The sequence below is a fragment of the Pseudorhodobacter turbinis genome, from assembly GCF_005234135.1.
Taxonomy (GTDB): domain Bacteria; phylum Pseudomonadota; class Alphaproteobacteria; order Rhodobacterales; family Rhodobacteraceae; genus Pseudorhodobacter; species Pseudorhodobacter turbinis.
This window is the reverse complement of the sequence record NZ_CP039965.1, coordinates 1,189,527-1,209,857: the sequence shown is the minus strand read 5'-3', so window position 1 is coordinate 1,209,857 and position 20,331 is coordinate 1,189,527. Positions and strand designations below refer to the sequence as shown.

21 protein-coding genes and 3 pseudogenes are annotated in these 20,331 nt (G+C 55.7%); 17 read left to right on the top strand and 7 right to left on the bottom strand.

Annotated elements, in window-relative coordinates; translation table 11 throughout:
* Positions 1-23 precede the first annotated feature (23 nt).
* A complete protein-coding gene (locus tag EOK75_RS18255) occupies positions 24-1,169 on the bottom strand; it encodes a phosphoserine transaminase (RefSeq protein WP_137195431.1) in 1,146 nt (381 codons plus the stop codon).
* A gap of 49 nt (positions 1,170-1,218) precedes the next feature.
* On the opposite strand from EOK75_RS18255, the gene EOK75_RS18250 reads away from it, so the two are divergent.
* Both EOK75_RS18250 and EOK75_RS18245 read left to right on the top strand, forming a co-directional pair.
* Complete coding sequence (locus tag EOK75_RS18250; protein WP_137195430.1) at positions 1,219-1,734, top strand: hypothetical protein; 516 nt, start codon at positions 1,219-1,221, stop codon at positions 1,732-1,734.
* A complete protein-coding gene (locus tag EOK75_RS18245; protein ID WP_137195429.1) occupies positions 1,731-2,900 on the top strand; it encodes an AAA family ATPase in 1,170 nt (389 codons plus the stop codon). The genes EOK75_RS18250 and EOK75_RS18245 overlap by 4 nt, the downstream gene beginning before the upstream one ends.
* 215 nt (positions 2,901-3,115) lie before the next feature.
* Here the strand turns inward: EOK75_RS18245 and EOK75_RS18240 are convergent, their stop codons facing one another.
* Entirely contained in the window at positions 3,116-3,532 is a 417-nt protein-coding gene (locus EOK75_RS18240) for a thermonuclease family protein (protein ID WP_240794090.1), read from the bottom strand.
* Here EOK75_RS18240 and EOK75_RS18235 point away from each other — a divergent pair.
* From EOK75_RS18235 to EOK75_RS18210, 6 genes are read left to right on the top strand one after another with little or no spacing between them, the layout of a single operon-like run.
* Positions 3,531-5,045 (top strand): terminase large subunit domain-containing protein, encoded by a 1,515-nt coding sequence (locus EOK75_RS18235; protein ID WP_205965514.1) that lies wholly within the window; start codon positions 3,531-3,533, stop codon positions 5,043-5,045. The genes EOK75_RS18240 and EOK75_RS18235 overlap by 2 nt on opposite strands.
* Entirely contained in the window at positions 5,042-5,383 is a 342-nt protein-coding gene (locus EOK75_RS18230; protein ID WP_137195428.1) for an HNH endonuclease, read from the top strand. Before EOK75_RS18235 ends, EOK75_RS18230 begins: the two co-directional genes overlap by 4 nt.
* Complete coding sequence (locus tag EOK75_RS18225) at positions 5,376-6,647, top strand: phage major capsid protein (RefSeq protein ID WP_137195427.1); 1,272 nt, start codon at positions 5,376-5,378, stop codon at positions 6,645-6,647. The genes EOK75_RS18230 and EOK75_RS18225 overlap by 8 nt, the downstream gene beginning before the upstream one ends.
* The gene (locus tag EOK75_RS18220; protein WP_137195426.1) at positions 6,647-7,258 is read left to right on the top strand and encodes an HK97 family phage prohead protease; all 612 of its coding nucleotides are present in this window, start codon (positions 6,647-6,649) and stop codon (positions 7,256-7,258) included. Before EOK75_RS18225 ends, EOK75_RS18220 begins: the two co-directional genes overlap by 1 nt.
* A 1-nt stretch (position 7,259) precedes the next feature.
* Positions 7,260-7,811: a hypothetical protein gene (locus EOK75_RS18215; RefSeq protein WP_137195425.1), complete on the top strand. Its 552-nt coding sequence runs from the start codon at positions 7,260-7,262 to the stop codon at positions 7,809-7,811.
* On the top strand, positions 7,811-8,869 hold the full coding sequence (locus tag EOK75_RS18210) for a phage portal protein (RefSeq protein WP_137195424.1): 1,059 nt from the start codon (positions 7,811-7,813) through the stop codon (positions 8,867-8,869). The genes EOK75_RS18215 and EOK75_RS18210 overlap by 1 nt, the downstream gene beginning before the upstream one ends.
* 196 nt (positions 8,870-9,065) lie before the next feature.
* Here the strand turns inward: EOK75_RS18210 and EOK75_RS18205 are convergent, their stop codons facing one another.
* Positions 9,066-9,512, bottom strand: coding sequence for a DUF2335 domain-containing protein (locus tag EOK75_RS18205; protein WP_137195423.1), 447 nt, complete (start codon positions 9,510-9,512; stop codon positions 9,066-9,068).
* A 614-nt stretch (positions 9,513-10,126) separates the two neighbouring features.
* On the opposite strand from EOK75_RS18205, the gene EOK75_RS18200 reads away from it, so the two are divergent.
* Positions 10,127-10,624, top strand: a complete 498-nt coding sequence (locus tag EOK75_RS18200) for a hypothetical protein (protein WP_205965513.1) — start codon at positions 10,127-10,129, stop codon at positions 10,622-10,624.
* A 148-nt stretch (positions 10,625-10,772) separates the two neighbouring features.
* On the opposite strand, the gene EOK75_RS21465 is transcribed toward EOK75_RS18200, so the two are convergent.
* Complete coding sequence (locus tag EOK75_RS21465) at positions 10,773-10,973, bottom strand: hypothetical protein (protein ID WP_240794089.1); 201 nt, start codon at positions 10,971-10,973, stop codon at positions 10,773-10,775.
* On the opposite strand from EOK75_RS21465, the gene EOK75_RS18195 reads away from it, so the two are divergent.
* Positions 10,974-11,825 carry a tyrosine-type recombinase/integrase gene (locus EOK75_RS18195; protein WP_240794088.1) on the top strand — a complete coding sequence of 284 codons (852 nt, stop codon included), beginning with the start codon at positions 10,974-10,976 and terminating at the stop codon, positions 11,823-11,825.
* Between the two features lie 190 nt (positions 11,826-12,015).
* Here EOK75_RS18195 and EOK75_RS18190 read toward each other — a convergent pair whose 3' ends face one another.
* The gene (locus EOK75_RS18190) at positions 12,016-12,834 is read right to left on the bottom strand and encodes a sulfotransferase family protein (protein WP_137195420.1); all 819 of its coding nucleotides are present in this window, start codon (positions 12,832-12,834) and stop codon (positions 12,016-12,018) included.
* A 145-nt stretch (positions 12,835-12,979) separates the two neighbouring features.
* Between EOK75_RS18190 and EOK75_RS18185 the strand changes: the two genes are divergently transcribed.
* The 3 genes and pseudogenes from EOK75_RS18185 to EOK75_RS21460 all read left to right on the top strand — a co-directional run.
* A complete protein-coding gene (locus tag EOK75_RS18185; protein ID WP_137195419.1) occupies positions 12,980-14,557 on the top strand; it encodes a DUF5928 domain-containing protein in 1,578 nt (525 codons plus the stop codon).
* A 3-nt stretch (positions 14,558-14,560) separates the two neighbouring features.
* Complete coding sequence (locus EOK75_RS18180; protein WP_137195418.1) at positions 14,561-14,938, top strand: histidine triad nucleotide-binding protein; 378 nt, start codon at positions 14,561-14,563, stop codon at positions 14,936-14,938.
* Between the two features lie 191 nt (positions 14,939-15,129).
* A pseudogene (locus EOK75_RS21460) lies at positions 15,130-16,113 on the top strand (IS3 family transposase); the annotation flags it as partial.
* A 57-nt stretch (positions 16,114-16,170) separates the two neighbouring features.
* Here EOK75_RS21460 and EOK75_RS18165 read toward each other — a convergent pair.
* A pseudogene (locus EOK75_RS18165) lies at positions 16,171-16,505 on the bottom strand (transposase); the annotation flags it as partial.
* Positions 16,506-16,605: 100 nt separating this feature from the next.
* Positions 16,606-17,529 (bottom strand): annotated as a pseudogene (locus tag EOK75_RS18160) (IS256 family transposase).
* Positions 17,530-17,588: 59 nt separating this feature from the next.
* On the opposite strand from EOK75_RS18160, the gene EOK75_RS20940 reads away from it, so the two are divergent.
* The 4 genes from EOK75_RS20940 (at position 17,589) to EOK75_RS18145 (ending at position 20,331) form a co-directional block, all read left to right on the top strand.
* On the top strand, positions 17,589-17,777 hold the full coding sequence (locus tag EOK75_RS20940; RefSeq protein WP_168199292.1) for a hypothetical protein: 189 nt from the start codon (positions 17,589-17,591) through the stop codon (positions 17,775-17,777).
* Positions 17,778-17,802: 25 nt separating this feature from the next.
* The gene (locus tag EOK75_RS18155) at positions 17,803-18,828 is read left to right on the top strand and encodes an IS110 family RNA-guided transposase (protein WP_137192924.1); all 1,026 of its coding nucleotides are present in this window, start codon (positions 17,803-17,805) and stop codon (positions 18,826-18,828) included.
* 387 nt (positions 18,829-19,215) lie between these two features.
* The gene (locus EOK75_RS18150) at positions 19,216-19,935 is read left to right on the top strand and encodes a VPLPA-CTERM sorting domain-containing protein (protein WP_168199291.1); all 720 of its coding nucleotides are present in this window, start codon (positions 19,216-19,218) and stop codon (positions 19,933-19,935) included.
* A 93-nt stretch (positions 19,936-20,028) separates the two neighbouring features.
* Positions 20,029-20,331: an SH3 domain-containing protein gene (locus EOK75_RS18145; RefSeq protein WP_137195415.1), complete on the top strand. Its 303-nt coding sequence runs from the start codon at positions 20,029-20,031 to the stop codon at positions 20,329-20,331.

Genomic DNA, 20,331 nt, shown 5'->3' with positions numbered 1-20,331 from the left:
GGTTGCCCCACCGCATTTATGGTTCAGGAAAGAGCCGCGATTTCGGCCTGAAATGCCCAATCGATCCACGGCATCAAAGTTGCCACATCCGAGGTTTCCACCGTGGAACCACACCAGATACGCAAACCGGGAGGGGCGTCGCGGTATGCACCGATATCCAGCGCCACGCCCTCTTTTTCCAGCCGTTTCGCAACGGCTTTGGCAAAGCTGGCACCATCCTTGATGCGCGCGTCCACGAATTTCAGGCAAACGCTGGTGGTCGAAGCAGTTGCCGCATCCACCGCCAAATTGGCGATCCAGTCATGCGTGCTGACAAAATCATTCACCGCCGCCGCATTGGCCGAGGCGCGGGCAACGAGCGCAGACAGCCCGCCGATGGATTTGGCCCATTTCAGCGATACCAGATAATCCTCAACCGCCAGCATCGAAGGCGTGTTGATTGTCTCTCCGCGGAAGATACCTTCAATCAACTTTCCGCCCTTGGTCATGCGGAAAATCTTGGGCAAAGGCCAAGCGGGCGTATAGGTTTCAAGCCGCTCTACCGCGCGCGGGGACAGGATGATCACGCCATGCGCACCCTCACCGCCCAGCACTTTTTGCCAGCTAAAGGTCACCACGTCCAGCTTTTCCCAAGGCAGTTCCATCGCAAAAGCGGCCGAGGTCGCATCGCAAATCGTCAGCCCCGCACGGTCAGCCGGAATCGCATCACCATTGGGCAGGCGCACACCGCTGGTGGTGCCGTTCCAAGTGAAAACCACATCCTTGTCGAAATCGACTTCTGCGAAATCAACAATCTCGCCATAAGGCGCCTTGCGCACAACTGCGTCCAGCTTCAACTGTTTGACGACATCGGTCACCCAGCCTTCGCCAAAGCTTTCCCACGCCAGCATTTCCACAGGGCGCGCGCCCAGCATCGACCACAGCGCCATTTCCACAGCGCCAGTATCGGAGCCGGGAACAATCCCGACACGGTACCCTTCTGGCAGGCCCAGAATTTCCGCAGTGAGGTCAATTGCCTCAGCAAGTTTGGATTTACCAACAGCAGCCCGGTGCGAGCGGCCCAAGGGCGCGTCTTCAAGCATGTTCAGGGAGTAGTTGGGGATTTTGGCGCAGGGTCCGGATGAAAATCGCGGATTGGTCGGCCGAAGGGCCGGGAGCGTCGCGGTCATGATAGTATCCTCACAGATATGTGCCCTTCGTTGGGGAAGGGTGTCCCACTTGCAGGGATACGCCTCTCCTGAAAAAACGTCAATATCCAAAGAGTCTTACGAGTCTGAAAATGCAGGTCTGTGCACCGATGTGCAGAACGATGCAAGAACGGGCGGAGAGGATTGGCACAAATCTGACACAAGCGGTTCTTTAGGTGTTCACGATCTGGACACGAAAAACCCCGGAGCGCTGGCGGGCGCATCCGGGGCATATTGGAATGGGTATTCCTTATCTGAAATAGAATACCAAACTAACCTTCATCCTGCAATGGCTTTGACGCTGGCAATCGTGAAATGCGTCAAAGCTGGCTACCGTGTCGAAGCCTGCGAAATCATATCGGGCGCGCTGGAAGAATACGCTTTAGATATGCCGATTGCGCCCATGTTTGGCATCATGGATCAGGCTTCATTCTGGGCCGATATGTCCACCCAAGACGAGGCCAAAGCCTATGCGCTGGCCTGCTACAACCGCATGACGCCCGCCAATCGAGCGGCCTTCCTTGGATATGTCAGGAGGGCGCAATGATGGCTGATGGTGGATTCGATCGCTTTGGCGAGATCGACGCGATGTACAGGGCGGAGATGGGCGCGGGCTATATCGTGCCGAAATCCAAGGTGCGGGCGGCTGATTTATCTTCGCAGCTTAAACCCTTGAACAAGATCAAGCCGGTTTTGTCATCGCGCTATCTGGTCAAGGGCTGGCTGGATCGGGGGGCGTTGTCTGTCGTCTACGGGGAAAGCAACGTGGGCAAGACCTTCTACGCCCTAGATTTGGCCCTGCATGTGGCTGCTAGCAAGCCGTGGCACGGCAACAAGGTTCGGGATTGTCAGACCTGCCCCGGCCCTGTCGTCTATGTTGCGGGTGAGGGCGGCGTGGGCATCAACAACCGCATCGAGGCCATTCGACGTGATCGCCCGGACCTTACCGCCCAAGTGGATGGCAACCCCGACTTTCTCTTGCTGTCCACTACGCTGGACCTTTGCACAAGCGAGGACGCGCAACACCTTGTTGATGCGTTATCAGAAGGAACCGCCCCGGCGCTGGTTGTGATCGACACCTTGGCGCGATCTATGGGCAACGGCGACGAGAATACCGCCAAGGACATGGGCGCGTTTGTTCGGAGTGTGGACCTTCTGCGGGCCAAGACCGGGGCGCATGTGATGGTCATTCACCACAGCGGCAAGGATACCAGCAAGGGCGCAAGGGGCAGTGGCAGCTTGCGGGCGGCGGCAGATACCGAGATCGAATTGACCCGTGACGGGGCTGTCATATTGGCCGAGACAAAAAAGCAACGCGACCTGCCAACCGGATCAATCTTTGCCTACACGCTCAAGGGCATATTCCTTGGCACTGACGAGGATGGCGACCCGGTGACATCGGCAGTTGTTGAGCCGACCGAAGCACCAGCTAAACGCGCACCACGTCTCAAGGGCCAAGCACTGATTGCAATGCAGGCTTTCGGGGATGCACTGGCAGCGCATGGCGAGGTCAAGCATGGCGAGGACTTCCCGCCAAACCGTCAATGCGTCTCACTGGATCACTGGCGCGAGGCTTGCGACCGTCACCACCTGACCGATGGGGGTAGCGATAGCGCGGCGCGCACAGCCTTTGGCAGGGCGTGGAAGTCGCTGCAAGAGAAAGAAGTCATTCGCATGATTGATGGTTTTGCGTGGAGGTGTGCCGATGAATAGCGCGTCACACCACGTCACAGTGCGTCACACGTTCAAACCTGTGCGCGGTCAATCCAGCGTCACAGACGTCACACACCCCTATAAGGGTGTGACGGTTGTGACGGTGACCCAAGCCAACGATACAGCATCGGCTAATTTGGTCCCAATGCCCCTGATTAAAGGGGGGGGAGCGTTCGGGGGGCTTAGTTTTCCTTTCGCGCGTTTTACCCCAAGTATCAGCTACACCAGTCGGCTTTATACTCAGGTGTCCATTTGCGGGCGAAGCCTTCGTCGATCATCCGCTGGCCTATTGTTGTCCCGTCTGGAAGTCGCAAAACAACCAGAGGTCTGTGCGTTTGAGTGTTATCAACTTGCCCGCTGTCTTCAATTGTCAGGCCTTCTGAAGAAAGCAATTCTTGCATTCTTTGCTTTGCGGCTCGGGCTAAGGGCAACTCAGCTTCACAGTCCTTTTTCCCAAATAATTCGGGTGTGTCAAAACCAGACACAAAAGGGGCTCCATCGCCCATTGGCCGCAAAAGCTGGCCGTCACACTTCACTGTGTCGCCATCGACCGCAGTCAACACCGCACAGATCATCAAAACATATTCCATTTTCAAACCATCTTTCTGAGAACCGTTGGAGATTCGTCGCATGATGCCATCCACCAAAGCAATCCACTTTCTCGAATCCCTAAAAATTCCAGAGGGTCCGAAGGCTGGCGAGTTGGTAAAGCTGGCACCATTTCAAAAGCAATTCGTCAAGGGCGCTTTGGGCGAAGGCATCAATGTGGCTGTGCTGTCGATCGGCAGGGGCAACGCCAAGACGGCACTGTCGGCGGGCATCGCTCTTGGGGCGGTTATGGGCGTTTGGGATGATCAACCCCGGCGTGAAGTTGTGATAGCGGCGAGGACGCGGGATCAGGGCCGGATTGCCTTTGACTTCTGTGTTGGCTTCATGCGGTCCCTGTCGGAGGATGAACAAGCCTTGTTCAAGGTCCGTTCATCGCCCCGGCTTGAAATTGAGTATCTGGGCGGCGATGGGGGCCACGTTATCCGAGTGCTTGCGGCTGATGGCAAGTCGGCTCTGGGCGGCGCTCCTACGCTGGTTTTGATGGATGAGCGCGGCCATTGGGAAGCCGACAAGGGCAACAATTTGGAACACGCGCTGTTGTCGGGGATCGGCAAACGCGGGGGGCGGGCGCTGATCATTTCCACCTCTGCGGCGGATGATACACACCCGTTTTCTGTTTGGATTGATCAGGAACAAGAGGGGGTCTACCGCCAAGAGCATCGGCCAGCACCCGGCTTGCCTGTTGATGATCTGGAAAGCCTGCGTGTCGCTAACCCCGGCGCGGCGGCTGGCATCGGTTCAAGTCTCGAATGGTTACAGGCGCAAGCGCGGCGGGCCATTGCGCGGGGCGGTTCCACGCTGACTAGTTTCAGGCTCTACAATCGCAATGAGCGCGTTTCTGGCGAGTCGCGGGAACTGCTGATCGAGGCCGACGAATGGCTGGCCTGTGAGGCGTCCGAGGTTCCGGCGCGGCAAGGCCAAGTTGTGATCGGCATTGACCTTGGTGGCTCTGCGTCAATGTCGGGGGCGGCGTTCTACTGGCCTGAAACCGGGCGTCTCGAATGTCTTGGCACCTTCCCCGCGCGGCCTTCTTTGCTGGACCGGGGCCAGAATGACGGCGTTTCTGGACGCTATGTGGAAATGCAAGACCGGGGAGAACTGACTGTTCTGGGGGATGCTACCGTGCCAGTCGCGCCTTGGCTGGTGGAGGTGTTGCGCCATGTGGAAGGCCAGACAATCGCGGCAATCACAGCCGACCGATACAAACAGGCCGAACTTGGCGAGGCTATCGACAAGGCTGGTATTCGTGCGCCTATCGTATGGCGTGGCATGGGGTTTCGGGACGGCGGCGAGGATTGCGAGAGGTTTCGGCGGGCGGCGTTTGACGGGAAAGTTAAAACTGTTCCATCGCTGTTGCTGCGATCCGCCTTTGCTGATGCTGTCTGTCTGCGCGATCCGGCCAACAACCTGAAACTTGCAAAGGCGCGATCCACCGGGCGGATTGATGCGGCGGCTGCAACGGTGTTGGCCGTGGCAGAGGGTGCGCGAATGACGGGCCGTACTGCCAAAGCTGCGGGGGGCTTCCTGTGGGTATGAGCAAACGCCGCCAAGATTATCAAAACCATTCGGCCAAGGTCTGCAAAACAATGCGCTGGAAAGCGATGCGATTGCTGGCGCTGGAGCGAGACGGCTGGCAATGCGTCCAGTGTGGAGAGCGGCGGCGTCTTGAGGTCGATCATATCCTGCCTGTCAAAACGCATCCCGAATTATCTTTTTCTCTGGGCAATCTGCAATGCCTTTGCGGTCGTTGCCATGCCCGGAAAACCCGAATTGAGATCGGCTTAGGCCAACTCAACCCCAAGCGCGAGGCTTGGAAAAAGCTGGTCAAAGACCTGCAAAACCCCAACGAGCATAAAGGAAAATCAAATGCTTGATTCCATTAAAATCAGCCGACGCCAGTCGGAAATCCGCCAAGCCCTTGCTGGCCTTGTAGGTAATGAAAGCGCGACCGAGGAGGAAACCCGCAACATGGGCGTGCTTGATCTGGAATACCGCAACAACGAAACCCGATACCGCGCGGCCTTGATCGCCGAGGATACCGAACGTCGGGACGCCGGGGCAGAATTGGAAACCCGTTCAGGAACTGATTGGGCCGAATTGATGGCCGGGTTTGAATTGCGCCAAGTCGCTTTGAACTTGGACGAGGGCCGCGCCTTGGATGGCCGCACGGCGGAAATCGTGCAAGAGTTGCGCAGCGCCGGGGGCTTTCGTGGCATCCCTGTACCGTGGCAGGCTTTGGAACAACGCGCGGGCGAAACTGTGGCCGGAGGCACCCCGTCACCTGTCCAGACACAACCGATTATTGACCGCCTTTTTCCGGGCAGCGTTGCCAGCCAAATGGGCGCGCAGATGATCTCTATCCCTCAAGGTTCCGTGGCGTGGCCTGTCACCACAAGCGCGGTATCGGCGGGCTGGGCAACGACCGAGACTGGCAATGTTGCGGGGCCGACAACCTACGCCACAACTGACCGGGCTATGTCGCCTGATCATAACCTTGGCGTTCAAATGCGCATTACCCGCAAGGCTCTGGCACAATCGGGGGCGGCGCTGGAACAAGCGATCCGCCGCGATATGTCGGGCGCAATGGGCGCGGCAATGGATCAAGCTGTATTCCTTGGGTCTGGCGCTGCGGGGCAACCCTTGGGCATCATCCCCGGCGCGGCAACTTATGGCATCACAAGCACAGCGGTATCGGCTGCGGCAAGCTGGGCGGCGTTCCGCGCGGCTGTGGTGCGGTTCATGCTAGGCAACGCGGCGGGTTCGCCTGCGGCGGTGAAGGCCATGATCCGGCCAGAGGTTTGGGCGTTTATGGATGATGCACTGATCAGCGGCACGGCTGTTTCTGAATGGGATCGGATGCTTGCCAATATCCCCGCGGCTAACATCGCTATGACCACCAACGCGCTTGCAACACCATCGGCGGCGTTCAAACCCACAACGGCGCTTCTGACTACCAACGCGGGCGGTGTCGCACCTATCTTTGTCGGGGCATGGGGCGCGGTTGACGTGATCCGCGATCCTTACTCGGATGCACAAAGCGGCGGGCTGCGCATCACGGCACTGGCGACAATGGACGTGACAGTCGCGCGCCCTGCGCAGCTTGAAATCCTGACCGCTGTTCAAACGGCGGCAAGCTAATGCAGACAGGCGGCGCAATCGGGGCGCTTGAACTAAGGGCGGCGCGCGATGGTTCGCGCCGCCTGACAGGCGCATTCCCCTATAATTCCCGCGCGGTTCTGTCAGATGGCGGCAAAACCGGGCGACCCAAAAAAGAGGCTTTCGCGTCACGCGCGTTTGCCTATCGTATCGACAAGCCGGAGGAGGATATTCACCTGCTGATCGGCCATGACTATGACCGCCCCATTGCCAGTCGCGCGGCCGGTACGTTCTTCGTGGCAGACACACCGGAGGCAGTGACGTTTCAGGCGGTCATATCTCCAGAACTGCAAAAGGCCAGCTATGTTCAGGACTTCTTTGCAGGCTTTGGCGCGGGGCTTGTCGTGGGCATATCGCCGGGGTTTCGCATTCCGCCCCAACGGGTCGAACCAAATGCAGAGGAAACCACAGAGGAAGATCCAGCCGAGGGGATGGCGCTTATCCGCACGATCTTTTCCGCACTTCTCTATGAGTTTTCGATGGTCACTGTCCCTGCCTACAAAGAAACCAAAGTGGAGGAGCGCAGCGCGGGCGGCGTGATCATACCGGAAAGCACGGGCCTGCAACGCACCTTGAACCGATGGAGGTTTTGACATGGCGGTCACTTTGAAACAGGTGGAGACGGTCGCCACCTATCCAGATGCACCTACCGGGCTTTCGACCGAGGCGGCGGCGCTTGATCCTGTCTTTATCTGGCAGCGTATCGAGGCATATGTTTGCCACCGGTTCACGGCGCGGGCTGTTGTTTGGACGGTCGAGGGGCCGGGGGATTGGGAGCCACCTTTGATCCCTGCCACGGTAAACGCGGCGCAAGTCTGGGCTGGTGAGGCGTGGTCGACGGTTGAACTATCACCCGCGCCGGATGGCTTCCGGCTGGTGTCAGATGGCCCTTACCGGATCACTGCAACGGTTGGCGGCGGCACGGTCCCGGCGGCTATGTCGGAGGCGTTCCGGCGCTTGGCTGAATACGTTTCGGACGGCATCAAGCCGAGTATGCACAAGGGCAGGTCAGGGGCGTCGTCTGTAAACTTTTCAATCGGCGGCGACCTTAGCGGCAGTTTCAGCCGCAACCCTGCGTGGATGGCGCGGGCAATGATCAATTCCGGCGCCGCTGACCTGCTGCGCCCTTATCGGAGGGCAACGTGATGTGGCCATTCAAACAAAAAATGGCAATCGAAACCCGTTCCAGCGGTTCGGGATACACGGCGCAAATCATGGCAGCGCGGGAAAGCTACATTTCCGGCGCGTCTGGCATCGGTGAACTGACTGCAACGGTGCAGGCTTGTGTGACGCTGTGGGAATCGGGCTTGGCCCTTGCCGATGTGTCTGGCACCGACATGTTGACGCGGGCTTGCATGGCCTTGTCGGCAAGATCCTTGGCCTTGCGTGGGGAAGCCTTATTCCTGATTAGGGAAACCGGGCTTATTCCCTGCACCGATTGGGATTTGAAAACCCGCAATTCAAAACCAACCGCTTACCGTGTGACCGTGGCCGAGGCTGGCGGCGGGCGATCTGAAACCGCATTGGCGGCCGAGGTGCTACATTTTAGGATCGGCTGTGACACGGCAACGCCTTATCTGGGTTCGGCACCATTGGGGCGGGCATCGCTTACAGCCGGGATGATGCAAGCGATAGAATCCGCATTGGCCGAGGTTTACCAAACTGCGCCTTTGGGTTCTCAGGTTGTGCCATTTCCAGAGGCCGACGAAACCGAAAAAGAACGGCTGAGCCGCGCTTTCCGGGGAAGCCGGGGCCGCGTGATCTTGCGAGAGTCGGTGAACGTATCGGCGGCGGGCGGGCCAGCACCACAGCAAGACTGGCAACCGCGCGACCTAACCCCTGATTTGTCCAGGTCGATGGCGGGCGAAAGTCTGGGCGCGGCGCGGGATGCGGTGTCGATGGTGTTTGGCGTCCTGCCTGCGCTTGCCAATGGCTCAACGACCGGGCCGATGGTGAGAGAGGCGCAACGCCACCTTGCTCAACTTGTACTGCAACCCATTGCCATGCTGATGGCAGAGGAGGCCACAGCCAAGCTGGGCAGCGATGTGTTGATTGATTGTGTGAGGCCGATGCAGGCTTTCGATGCAGGCGGCAAGGCGCGGGCGCTTTCCACCATGATCCAAGCCCTTGCGATTGCGAAAGAGTCCGGGATCGAAGGGGCGGCGCTAAGGGACGCGCTCACATTCATCGACTGGGCTGATTGAGATAGGCAGGTTGCTTGTGGGTTCTCGTTTGCACCCACAAGCAACCCCATAAGTCGGTGGGCACATAAAAACCTGCACTCGCGGCGCCCAAGCCCATTGCATCCGATGGCACTGCCCAGCATTTATCCAGCCACATGCAGGTGATTCAATCAAAGTTTCCACAGGGGCGATATATTATAGGCATTTAAAGGGCTGTTTACTTTCCATTTCGACCTTTAATGAATGAAACAATTCCACCGATTGCAGCAGCGCCCAAAAACAGGCCGGGTACTATCGGGTTGTTGGTGACGAACAAGGACGCAAAGGCCCCGAGTATCAGTGCGAAGAACAGGCAAGCGCCATAGCGCATACCGCGTTTCGTATCCTCGATTTCTGCTGCAATAACAGTACGATCCATGCCCATGCTATGTTCAAGATTTTGCTCTGCCATTGAAAGTATTCTTTCCGCAGCGCCCGGTAATATTTCGTCATACTCACGCAAATGCTTGGGGTGAGGCATAGGGCCCGAAAACTGCTCGCTAACCGCAATCTGCGTTATTCGACGAGCAACCTCAGTAATTTCGCGTTTTTGGACCTTACCTTCTAACTCACGCTCAATTGCATCCTCAATCTTCAGAACGGCAGAAACAGCACGCGAAGACATGTCACCCTCGCTTGGGTGTGGCGCTGGAAGTTTCCCCAATATTATGTCTTTCCTGTTCAAGTGCAGATCTCATCGCACGCCCAACATTGATCCAAGACAATCCTACTCTATTGCGCGGAGCGTTAGTGTAAGCCGTAGAACCACCGAATACAAAGCGATAAGGTGAAGAAAAGCCCGTCACGAAACCGCGACGGAAAGTCTTATTTCCCGGATTCTTCATAAGGGTTCTCCAATCTTCATATCTACTTATACATACATAGTATCTTTCATAGAAGCATCATCCACAAGATCGGTAAAATTATTGTTACGTGGGCAGATCAGTGCCTATACTCTTTTTAACCTCATTCGCCGCCATAAACTCAACCTTGGCAGTTTCGAACGCCGAGCGGATAGCGGCTAACGCGGCGGGTGCAATTTTTTGCCCCGCTCTCGAGGCGAGGAAATATGCCCCGTGAAACATCGGCCAAAGCCGCCAATCGAGCAATAGATAATCGCCGCTTTTCGCAGCAGGCGCTGGCGTGCGAGGTGAAGCAGATGCCGTTTCCGCAAAAAGCTATTGCTATATACAATTGGCTTTGCTACCAACCTATTGTATATAGCAATAGGATATCGAAATGATCAGAGCTCGCGCGAAGCTGTCTTGTCAATTGGCAGGCCTTGAACCCCAGAAATTAAATGAGGCGGCTATGCATCAGCATCTGCCTTGTGTCCCAGAAACGAAACCGGGTGCCGCCCGAATTTTCGACCGCGACGGGATTGTCATGCTGAAAATCTTCTCTACGCTCCTTAAGCAGGGCATGTCCAGTATTGAGGCAGGCAAGATTGCATGTGCAGTACATAGTAAATTCCAGCTGGATTATAAGGAGCTGGTCAATCACTTGCGCTATTACTTCAAGCCTGACTTTTACCCTGATGACATCGACCCTCCGGTCCTGATGTTCATGGACGACGGGAACGTATTTATCTCAAACGATGTGACAGCGCGGGGCATCGACTCTCTATTTTCCGCCTCAACGTCGTATCTAAACTTTCCTATCCGTGCGTTGCGGGTCGAAACTGACAAGCAGCTACAATGGCATCAGGACAACCCTGTATTGGGCGAATCAGACTAATGACCAACTGCCCCGCCCTTTTGCCAGAATACACGACCCCGGCAGAATTGGCGGCGCATCTTGGCGCGTCACCTAGAGCGGTAGCTGATACCGTTCGAGCATTAGGTTGCCGTGCCAAAATCGGCAAACGCACTGTAATGTTTCCGCATCACGTTTCGTCCTTCATGGAGGCTATGGAATGCCACACGAAATCCACAAGCGCGGCAAGATCTGGCACTATCGGGGCAGCACCGCCAACGGGCGATTCCGAGGCACTACGCGCACGACTGACAAAGCCATTGCCCAAAGGGTCGCGGCGGAAGCAGAAGCCCGTGAATGGAAACATCATCTCGATGGACCGGGAGCGCATGTGACCTTTGCCAATGCCGCAAACGCCTATCTTGATGCAGGCAAATCGACCCGATTCCTTTTGAAGTTGTGCGAGCATTTCAAGGACACACCTCTGCGCAACATCAGTTCCGGCGCAATCCTTGCCGCTGCGGTGAAGCTCTATCCCAACGCAAAAGGCGCAACTCGTAACCGCCAAGTTATCGCGCCGACATTGGCGATCATCAACCACGCGGCAGAATTGGGCTGGTGCGCACCTGTGAAGGTGAAGCGCTACTCGGTCAATCCAGCCGTAAAGATACCGGCAACCCGTGAGTGGGTAACGGCTTTCGCTGATCAAGCCAAAACGGACAACTTGCCTCACTTAGCTGCGCTTTGCTTTTTTATGTTTGGCACTGCGGCGCGTATTGGTGAGGCTGTGCGGATGATCTGGGATGATGTGGATTTGAACTCGAACACCGCCAAGCTGTCCGGTGACAAGCCTAAGCCTTGGACACGCACAGCGCATCTTTCACCCACCGTTATCGCTGCTATGGCCAGCATCGGCGGCAACCGCAACCCTGCCGAATTAGTGTTCGGATATGCGGAATCGGGCAGCGTAAAGAAGACATGGGATAACGTAATCGAGCGGGCCGGAATTGAACGCCTAACGCCTCACTGTTGCCGCCATGGCTTTGCTACCGCCATGCTACGGGCAGGCTTTGACCCTGTGACCATCGCCAAGCGCGGCGGCTGGAAAGATCCGGCAATTGTGGTTCGGACCTATGGCCACGCCTTAGAAGACAAGACCGTCACCGATGTGCTTTTTGACACAAGCCTGACACAATCCGCAAAACAAAATCCCGTAACTATCAGTAAAAAAAGGATAAATTAAGCATGAATCAACCCCTTCGTTGGGGAAGGGTGTCCCACTGCCGGACATACGCCTCTGCGAAAAAAAGTCAACAATCAAAGAGGGGGCAATGCAATTTTACCAACCGCCGGGCGTAATGACTGAAAGTCAGATAAAACAAGGCGCAGCCAAAGACGCTGCCTTCTGTGATGGACCCCACTGCCAACCGCGTTTAATCGCCCAGTTTAGCGTGCACTTCATCCAGATCAATTTCGCCAATAGGCATTTTATTTCCGGGATTTTCGAAGTCATATTTGAACAGCTGAAAATCGCGCTTGTAAATCTCCCAGACCAGATGCATCGACAGATCGTCGAAATACTCCCCCACCGGATGGGCGCGTTTCGGGCCGTGCCCCTCGCTTTCATTGAACCGCGGAATTGCTTTCAAATCAACCTGATGGGGCGTCTCGATCGCATTGAGCACGGCTTGCATTCCGTCGTCAAACTGTTCTGTAAGAACGATTTTATCATAACGCCCCCCATTCGTAATGAACGTCGAGACATGGCCAGACATGGCCGACCAGTGAATATCCGGGTCCATCGGCTTGCGCCAACGGATCGTATCACGGGCGAATAGCAAAAAGCGGCGGAAGCTCTTGATCTGGTCAAACTCCTGCTTGCCATCAACGCCGCCCACCTCAATCCCGTATTTCTGGACCAAAAGTGGCACAAGGTTGCCGCGGTAGCGTTTTCCATTGCGTTGAATACCGCAAATCTTGTCAAAAAAGGAAGAGAGTATCCGTGTATAGGGATTACGTACGCAGGTGAAAGCATAGGTATCGCGCGCCTTTGCGCGCTGCTCGATCAAGGGTTGGCTATGCTCTTGCGCCCATTTGTGCAGGCCCGACGTTGAATCATGGATGTCGCCCTCAAAAAAGCGCCCGTGATCGGAATAATACATGATCTGACCAATGGTCGAGCATGCGCATTTCGGAACGACACGGTAAATGACGCTTTCACTTTCAGTCATCCATGTACCCGGAAAACCCATAATCCGTCGCCTCCATAGCCTCTGATCTCTCATTTAGGGAACATGGGAGAAATTCATTTCTAAAAAGCAAAGAAACGCTGTCTTTTCAATGGTTGTTAAAGCCATTATGAAAAGAATGACCCAAAAGAGGGCTTAGACAGACCACATGGCAAAAATAGCCTATATTCTTTTGTGCCACAAAGACCCCGACGGCGTTATCGCGCAGGCAAATCGGTTGACTGATGGCGGCGATTATATCGTGATCCACTTCGACGCCCGCGCCAAAGCTTCTGATTTCGACCGCATCCGCCTGAAACTTGCCGGAAATTCCTCGGTCGTATTCACACCCAGACGGCTGAAATGTGATTGGGGCGGGTGGAGCCTTGTTGCGGCAACTTTGCTTTCGGTGCGCACCGCGGTCGATGCTTTCCCGCTTGCCACCCACTTTTATATGCTTTCGGGCGATTGCATGCCGATCAGATCAGCCGAATTCATGCACGCGTTTCTGGCCCCCGCCAAGACCGATTACATCGAAAGCTTCGACTTCTTCAAATCTGACTGGATCCGGACCGGGATCAAGGAAGAGCGTCTGATCTATCGTCACTGGTTCAATGAGCGGACGCAAAAGAAGCTGTTTTACACCTCGTTGCAGATCCAGCAACAGCTTGGCCTGAAACGCAATCCACCGTCCGATCTGGACATCCAGATCGGCAGCCAGTGGTGGTGCCTGCGCCGCAACACGATTGAGATATTGCTGGCGTTTTGTGACGAGCGCCCCGATGTGATACGGTTTTTCCGCACAACATGGATCCCGGATGAGACGTTTTTCCAAACGCTCGTGCGCCATCTCATCCCACAAAGCGAGATTGAAACCCGCACGCTCACCTTCTTGATGTTCACCGACTATGGGATGCCCGTCACCTTTTACAATGACCACTACAACCTGCTTCTAAGCCAGAACTACCTGTTCGCGCGCAAAATCTCGGATGAGGCGGTGGAGTTGAAAGAGCGTTTGGGCAAGCTGTATTCCGCCAAGGGCGAGCGCTTTTCGATCTCTGACGAGGGGCGAACACTGTTTGAATTCTTGACAGCGCGCGGTCGTATTGGTCGCCGCTTTACCCCGCGATTCTGGGAAACTGGCAACAGCCTCGGGCGGGACCGTACGTTGTTGATGGTCATTTCCAAAAAGTGGCATGTGGCCAAACGTCTGGCGGAACGGATCCGCAGTGTTACCGGGATGCCCACCGTCGACTATTTGTTCAACGAGGCAGAAACCCCCTTGCCTGATCTTGGCGGTATCCAATCCTCTTTGGAAAAGCGCACACGACACCGGCGCGCCCTGGTTCGGATGCTCTACGACTACTGGCAAACAGACACGCTGATCATGTGCATTGATCCCGCGAACATTGACCTGATGCATGACTTCGCGAGCGACCGGTCAACATTGCGCCTGCTAGAGGTGGAATGCGAGTTCAGTGATCCCTATCTAATTGGCCATGCGGGGCGGGTAAACCTTGCCGGCGACAACACCCCGCCAGAGGTAATCAACAGCCTGCTGACCACCATCCGCCAAGACCTCCGCTTTGAGAGCGACCGAATCCGCGATGCCAATTTCAACAACCTGCAGCGTCTCCGCGAAACCGCCCCCATAGCAGAAAATGCCATGGCTTTGGCCGCTTTCCTTGGTATACCCCCAGAGAGCGCGCGAGAGATCGCACAAACCGAAGACCTCTTTGGGGATTGAGCTATGGCACTTGCATATGACGACCAGAATATTTTTGCCCGTATCCTGCGCGGGGAAATTCCAAATAAAACAGTACTAGAGACAGATCACACTTTGGCGTTTCACGACATCAGCCCCTCTGCACCTGTGCATGTCTTGGTGATCCCCAAAGGGCCCTATGTCAGTTTTGACCATTTTTGCGCCGAGGCCACTGACGCCGAGATCCTGGACTTTCACCGCACAGCGGCAAAAGTATGCGCAATGACCGGTGTCGCACTGGACAGCGGCGAGGGGTTCCGCGCCATCACCAATGCCGGCGAGCATGGGGTGCAAGAGGTGCCGCATTACCACCTGCATATCCTTGGCGGCAGACACATGGGCCGCATGGTCAGCGCTGCATAAGGCGCGCCCGTCCCCACCAACGGGGCGAGGACGGACTGGCCGATTGCTTTTTGGGCGACTTAATCAGGAAGAAGTGTTAACCATAGGGTGCATTAGAAGGACGCTTTATTTTGCGTAACCCCATTTTTGGGATTTCCACTCATTTATAAAGGTGCCCTGGACCTGTCACGGAATTGTTCCGCTCCTTTGGGTTGGTATTTTGCCACAAAGGAGTAACATTTTGGCACAGCAACCAACCTCGGAAATTTCGCGCAGAGGCAGTGCGTGTAGCGTTAACCAGCGGTCTGCCGCGTAGGCCGCTTGCAGCGGATTTTGGCGTCGACTTCTCAACGCTTAGCCGTTGTATCCAGCAAGACCACCTCTATCCTGAGAAGCCAGCCGCCCAGTCTGATCTCGATCGCGAGGTCGCCGAGTTGCGGCAAGAGAACCGCATGCTTCGGGAGGAGAGGGATCTGCGAAAAAGGGCCACCCAGTTCTTTGCGGAGCGAAGCAAATGAGGTTTGCTTTCATTGCAAAGAACGCTGACATGCTGCCGGTTGATCGACTGTGCCAGAGTTTGAGCGTTTAGCAAAAGGTCCACTGGACCTTTTGTAGCGATAACGGATGTAAACCCACGAAGGTATCGCGCCTACCGCAATCGTCCGCTCAGTCACAGCCAGCGGAAGGACATGGTGGTATTTGCGCACATTCGCGAACAGTTCGCCTTGTCTTCGGGGAGCTATGCCCGCCCCCGCATGACAGAGGAACTGAAGGAATTGGGCTTTGAATTTAGGCACCTCCGTATCGGTAGGCTGATGAGCGAGAATGGTATTGAGGTGAAGCGGAACAAAAACTTCAAGGCGACCACGGACAGCAACCATGCCTTCAATATCGCGCCCAATCTGTTGAACCGTGACCTTTACGCAGATGCGCCCAATCAGCAATGGGTGGCCGACATCAGCTATGTCTGGACACGCGTAGGCTGGGTCTATCTGTCCGTCATTCTGGACCTGCATTCTTGCCGGGTGATCGGTTGGGCCGTGTCGAACCGAATGAAGCGCGGCCTGGCAATCCGGGCCCTGAACATGGCCATTGCCTTGCGGCGACCGCCGAAGGGCTGCATCGATTACCCGGCAGGCGGATTGCAAAACAATCTGCCGAGAGGATTTCACAGTCACAGGGGCAGCCAATACTGTTGGAGTATCCGAAACTCTGTGCATTAGGTGCCTGCCGGGCAATGATCAGGCGTCCTCGCCCCCCTTTTCCAACCGCAGGCTGGAGGCCGTTCGATGTGCCTTGAGGTAGGTGGCGTCAGTTAAGATGGTTTTGTTGACGGTGGCCTTCTCGGCCGGCCCCAATAAGATTTGGCCAAATATGCCCATATCACTCCAACGTTTCCAGCGATTATATAGTGTCTTCGGCGGCCCATACTCGGCAGGTGCATCACACCACCTTAAGCCATTGCTATTAATGAAAATAATGCCGATCAACACAGGCCTGTCATCCACACGAGACGACCTCGGCTCTTTGGAAATTAAGGCCGGAGACGCTCCATTTGCGCCTCCGTAAGCCAGTGTAAGTTGCTCATGACATCCCCCTGAACCGTGGCGTGTGAATCATGACAACGGGATCACCTCGATCAGTTAATGGGGCCTGACCCTAGGCTTAGCCCACGCGGTTTCGACGGGTCATCTGTTGAACCGTTCTGGGTATAGAATAGCGAACGGATTGCGTGCGGCACCCCATTCTCTGACGCATCTGCCTGCTTTCTCGAAGTTGCGGATCGCCAGGTAGATCAGCTTTGCTGCGGCATCATCGGTTGGAAAGCTGCCCCGTGTTTTGGTAGTTTTGCGGATCACACGATTGAGGCTTTCGATCGTATTGGTGGTGTAGATGATTTTCCGTACGGCTGGCGCGACGGCAAAGAACGGGATCACCTCTTGTCATGCCCGCCGCCATGAGGGCGCGATGGACGGATATTTTGGGCCCCATTCAGCCCCAAAACCTCCCGTTCGCCCTCTTTAGCAACCCCCGATGCCATGTAGACAGCCTTGTTTTGACCTGACGACTTTCCGTATCGCGGATTTTGACCCGGAGAGCGTCAAGAAAAACGATCGGATACATCGGTTCGAGGACGCGGTTCTGCCAGCCCGACACCTCCTCCAGGACGGCATCAGTAACACGGCCGATAAGATCGGCTGACACTTCAGGCCGTAGACTTCCTCAAGGTGCGCGCGGATGTCGCGTGTCGATAAGCCCGCCGCATACAGACCCGGATTGACATCCATGCCGTCAATCCGGGTCTGGCCTTTCCGGATCAGCTCAGGCTCGAAACTGCTGCCCCTATCACGCGGGATGTCGATAGGCACAGCGCCGTCATTGCTCTTCAGCATCTTGCGGGTCGCCCCATTACGCCGTTTGCTCTCTTGGCTGGCGGGTTCACCATGCGGCTCATAGCCCAAATGCTCGGCCAACTCAGCGCCCAGCATTCGCTCCATCAGCCGGATCTTCAGTTCCTTCATCAGGCCTTTGCCGCACAGTAAATCCTCGGGCCGATCTACGCCGCTTAGCCAATCGTCCAGAAACTTTTTGGAAATCGTCATTGTCGTCATGCTCCTTCATTGGTGAAGCATGGGCCAAATTACTCATAAACAGAAGATCGGATACTCTCATGCTGGACGAATATAGGAGCTTCAGCGCCGCCGCCGAAACATTCTTCAAGACGATCAAAGCTGAGATATTGTGGCAGCAGTCCTGGCGAACACGCCGTGACGCTAAGATCGCCATCTCGAATACATCAATGATGGGGTGGATGCCCCACCCGGCGGCATCGCAATGTGCCAGAATGATAGCAGCTTAAACTGTCATACAAAGGAAGAGCATCCATGGAGAATGTTAGCATAGTAGGAATTGATTTAGCAAAACGGAGCTTCCAGCTGCACGGGGCTGCCGCTGATGGTTCTGTCGTGTTCCGCAAGAAATTGTCGCGCCCTCAGCTTACCGCGTTCCTGAGTGAGCTTCCAAAGTGCGTTGTTGCGATGGAGGCTTGCGCTACATCCCATTATTGGGGGCGTGAGATTGGCAAGCTTGGCCACGAGGCGCGCCTTATTCCACCTGTTTACGTTAAGCCGTTTGTGAAGCGTCAAAAGAACGACGCAAATGACGCAGAAGCGATCGCTGAGGCGGCATCGCGCCCGACGATGCGCTACGTCTCGGTCAAAAGCGCAGAACAACAGTCGCAGGGCATGGTCTTTCGAACACGCGATTTATTTGTCCGCCAACGCTCCCAGTTGGTAAACGCTTTGCGGGGTCATTTAGCAGAATACGGTGTCGTCGTCGCTCAAGGGATGGTTCAGTTTAGACGAATAATAGCCAGCTTTGATGAAGTCGCGGTTGACCTGCCCGCGCAAATTCTAAGCCTTTGCCAAGCATACATTGATCAGATCGCTCTTTTTGACGAAAGGATTGTGGTGCTGGATCACGAGATCAAAGGCCGAGCAAAAACAGATGAAGCAACATCACGGCTTATGACGATCCCCGGAGTTGGGCCTATGTGTGCTACGACCATTCAGGCCTTCGCGCCACCAATGGAAGAATTTTCTAATGGGCGTGAGTTTGCAGCTTGGTGCGGGCTTGTACCAAGGCAGAAGTCGACCGGTGGGCGACAAATCCTGGGTAGAACCTCAAAAATGGGGCAGCGCGATATAAGGCGATTGCTGATCACAGGCGCAATGGCCGTCATCCGTTGGGCCATCCGGAAAGGTCCACCACCTGGATCATGGCTTGCCAAGATGCTGGCGCGCAAGCCTCGTATGCTGGTGGCGACTGCCCTGGCAAACAAGCTTGCCCGTACCGTTTGGGCGTTAACAACCACAAAAGAGAACTATCGAATTCCACCGCTGGCTACATAAGCTTTGCACCATGCGTTGGAGTAAACCGGCAATGTGAGAAGGGCGAAGGAGAGTAAGGAACAACGGTCATAAGACGGGGTTGGGAAAACCAGATAGAAGCCAGGAGCCTTGTGCTCGCATCAACGATTTGGACCCGATCCACGGACACCATACAGGCCAGCGGCGTGTGAAAGCCGCATTCAAAGGCCGGACACACGACTGCACTGATCACTTGTTCCAAGCAATCTGAAAAACTTCTTGCATTGAAAGGGGCATCCACACACGGCTTTTACAATCCACGCACAAGGCACTCAGCCCTCGGTTGGAAAAGCCCCTTGGCCTTCGAAACAAAGGCTGCATAAATGAGCAATAGGAGCGGCACGAATGCGTGACAGGTCCACCCCAGCCATGACACTCCAACCTCTTGCAATGGCCCTTTGCTTTATGGTGTCAGCCGCCACAACCGGGTCGGCGGCGACAATCGGCCAACCTCTGGTTATCGCAGAAGCAGATGGGACCGGTTATATCCTTGATTACTTCGTCGGCTTATATCCCAGCGGATTAAAAGCGATAGACGCCTCGGCAACCGTCACCGAGGAGCATGACACCAACGGCTTCCTCGGGAGCACTGTCGACTACACAATGAACCTCGACGGAAATGGGACGTTTCGCCTTGGTGCCTATGCGTTTAATATCATTACCTTTACTGACGGGTTTGCCGGTGCATGGGGCCCGGATTTTAAAGATTTTGACGATACCGGCCTTATCACAACGACATTTCTTGTTGAATTTCCGATCCTGTCAACATGCGTGGACCCGGACAGTGGAAGCGATCTTTACACGATAGATCTGGACCCGTTCGGGGTCGGCTTGGCAATCGAAGTGCTGGACGCCACTTACGCTGAAATCGGGGTGAACATTTCTTATGATGAAGACTTGCCCTGCAAACTTTTGGTCGATGATAGAAGTGATGAATATTACTATATCGAAGGCTTTTTCACCACCACCCGGATCGAGGTTGGGCTGATCGGCGGCGCGCCCGTGGCCGCGGTGCCGCTGCCTGCTGGTGGCTTGCTTTTGCTGACTGGCCTGGTGGGTCTCTTTGGCTGGAAAAAGCGCAGGACCTAGGCGGGTCTTCGCCACTTCTCCGATCAGAAAGAGTTGCCTGCGATACCGCCTACAGCTTACAAGGGCACGATGCAGGAAACGCGGGAGAAGATGATGCACCGGACCATTCTTTTGGCGCTTGCCCTAACTGTTTTGGCAACCATCCCCGGCCCCAGACCCGCCGTTGCCGCCACGCTCGGCTATTACGAAGTTTTCGGCGTTGAAGGCGAAGACATGCTGAAAATGCGCGCGGGCCCCGGCATCGGCTATAACATCATCCTCGGCCTGCCAAATGGCACCGTCTTGCGCGTCTATAGCTGCGAACAAACCGGCGGCACGCGCTGGTGCAAAGTCTCGCTAAAGGAGGCGCGCGGGGTCAAGGGATATGTCTCTTGGGCCTATTTGCGCGAATCCTGA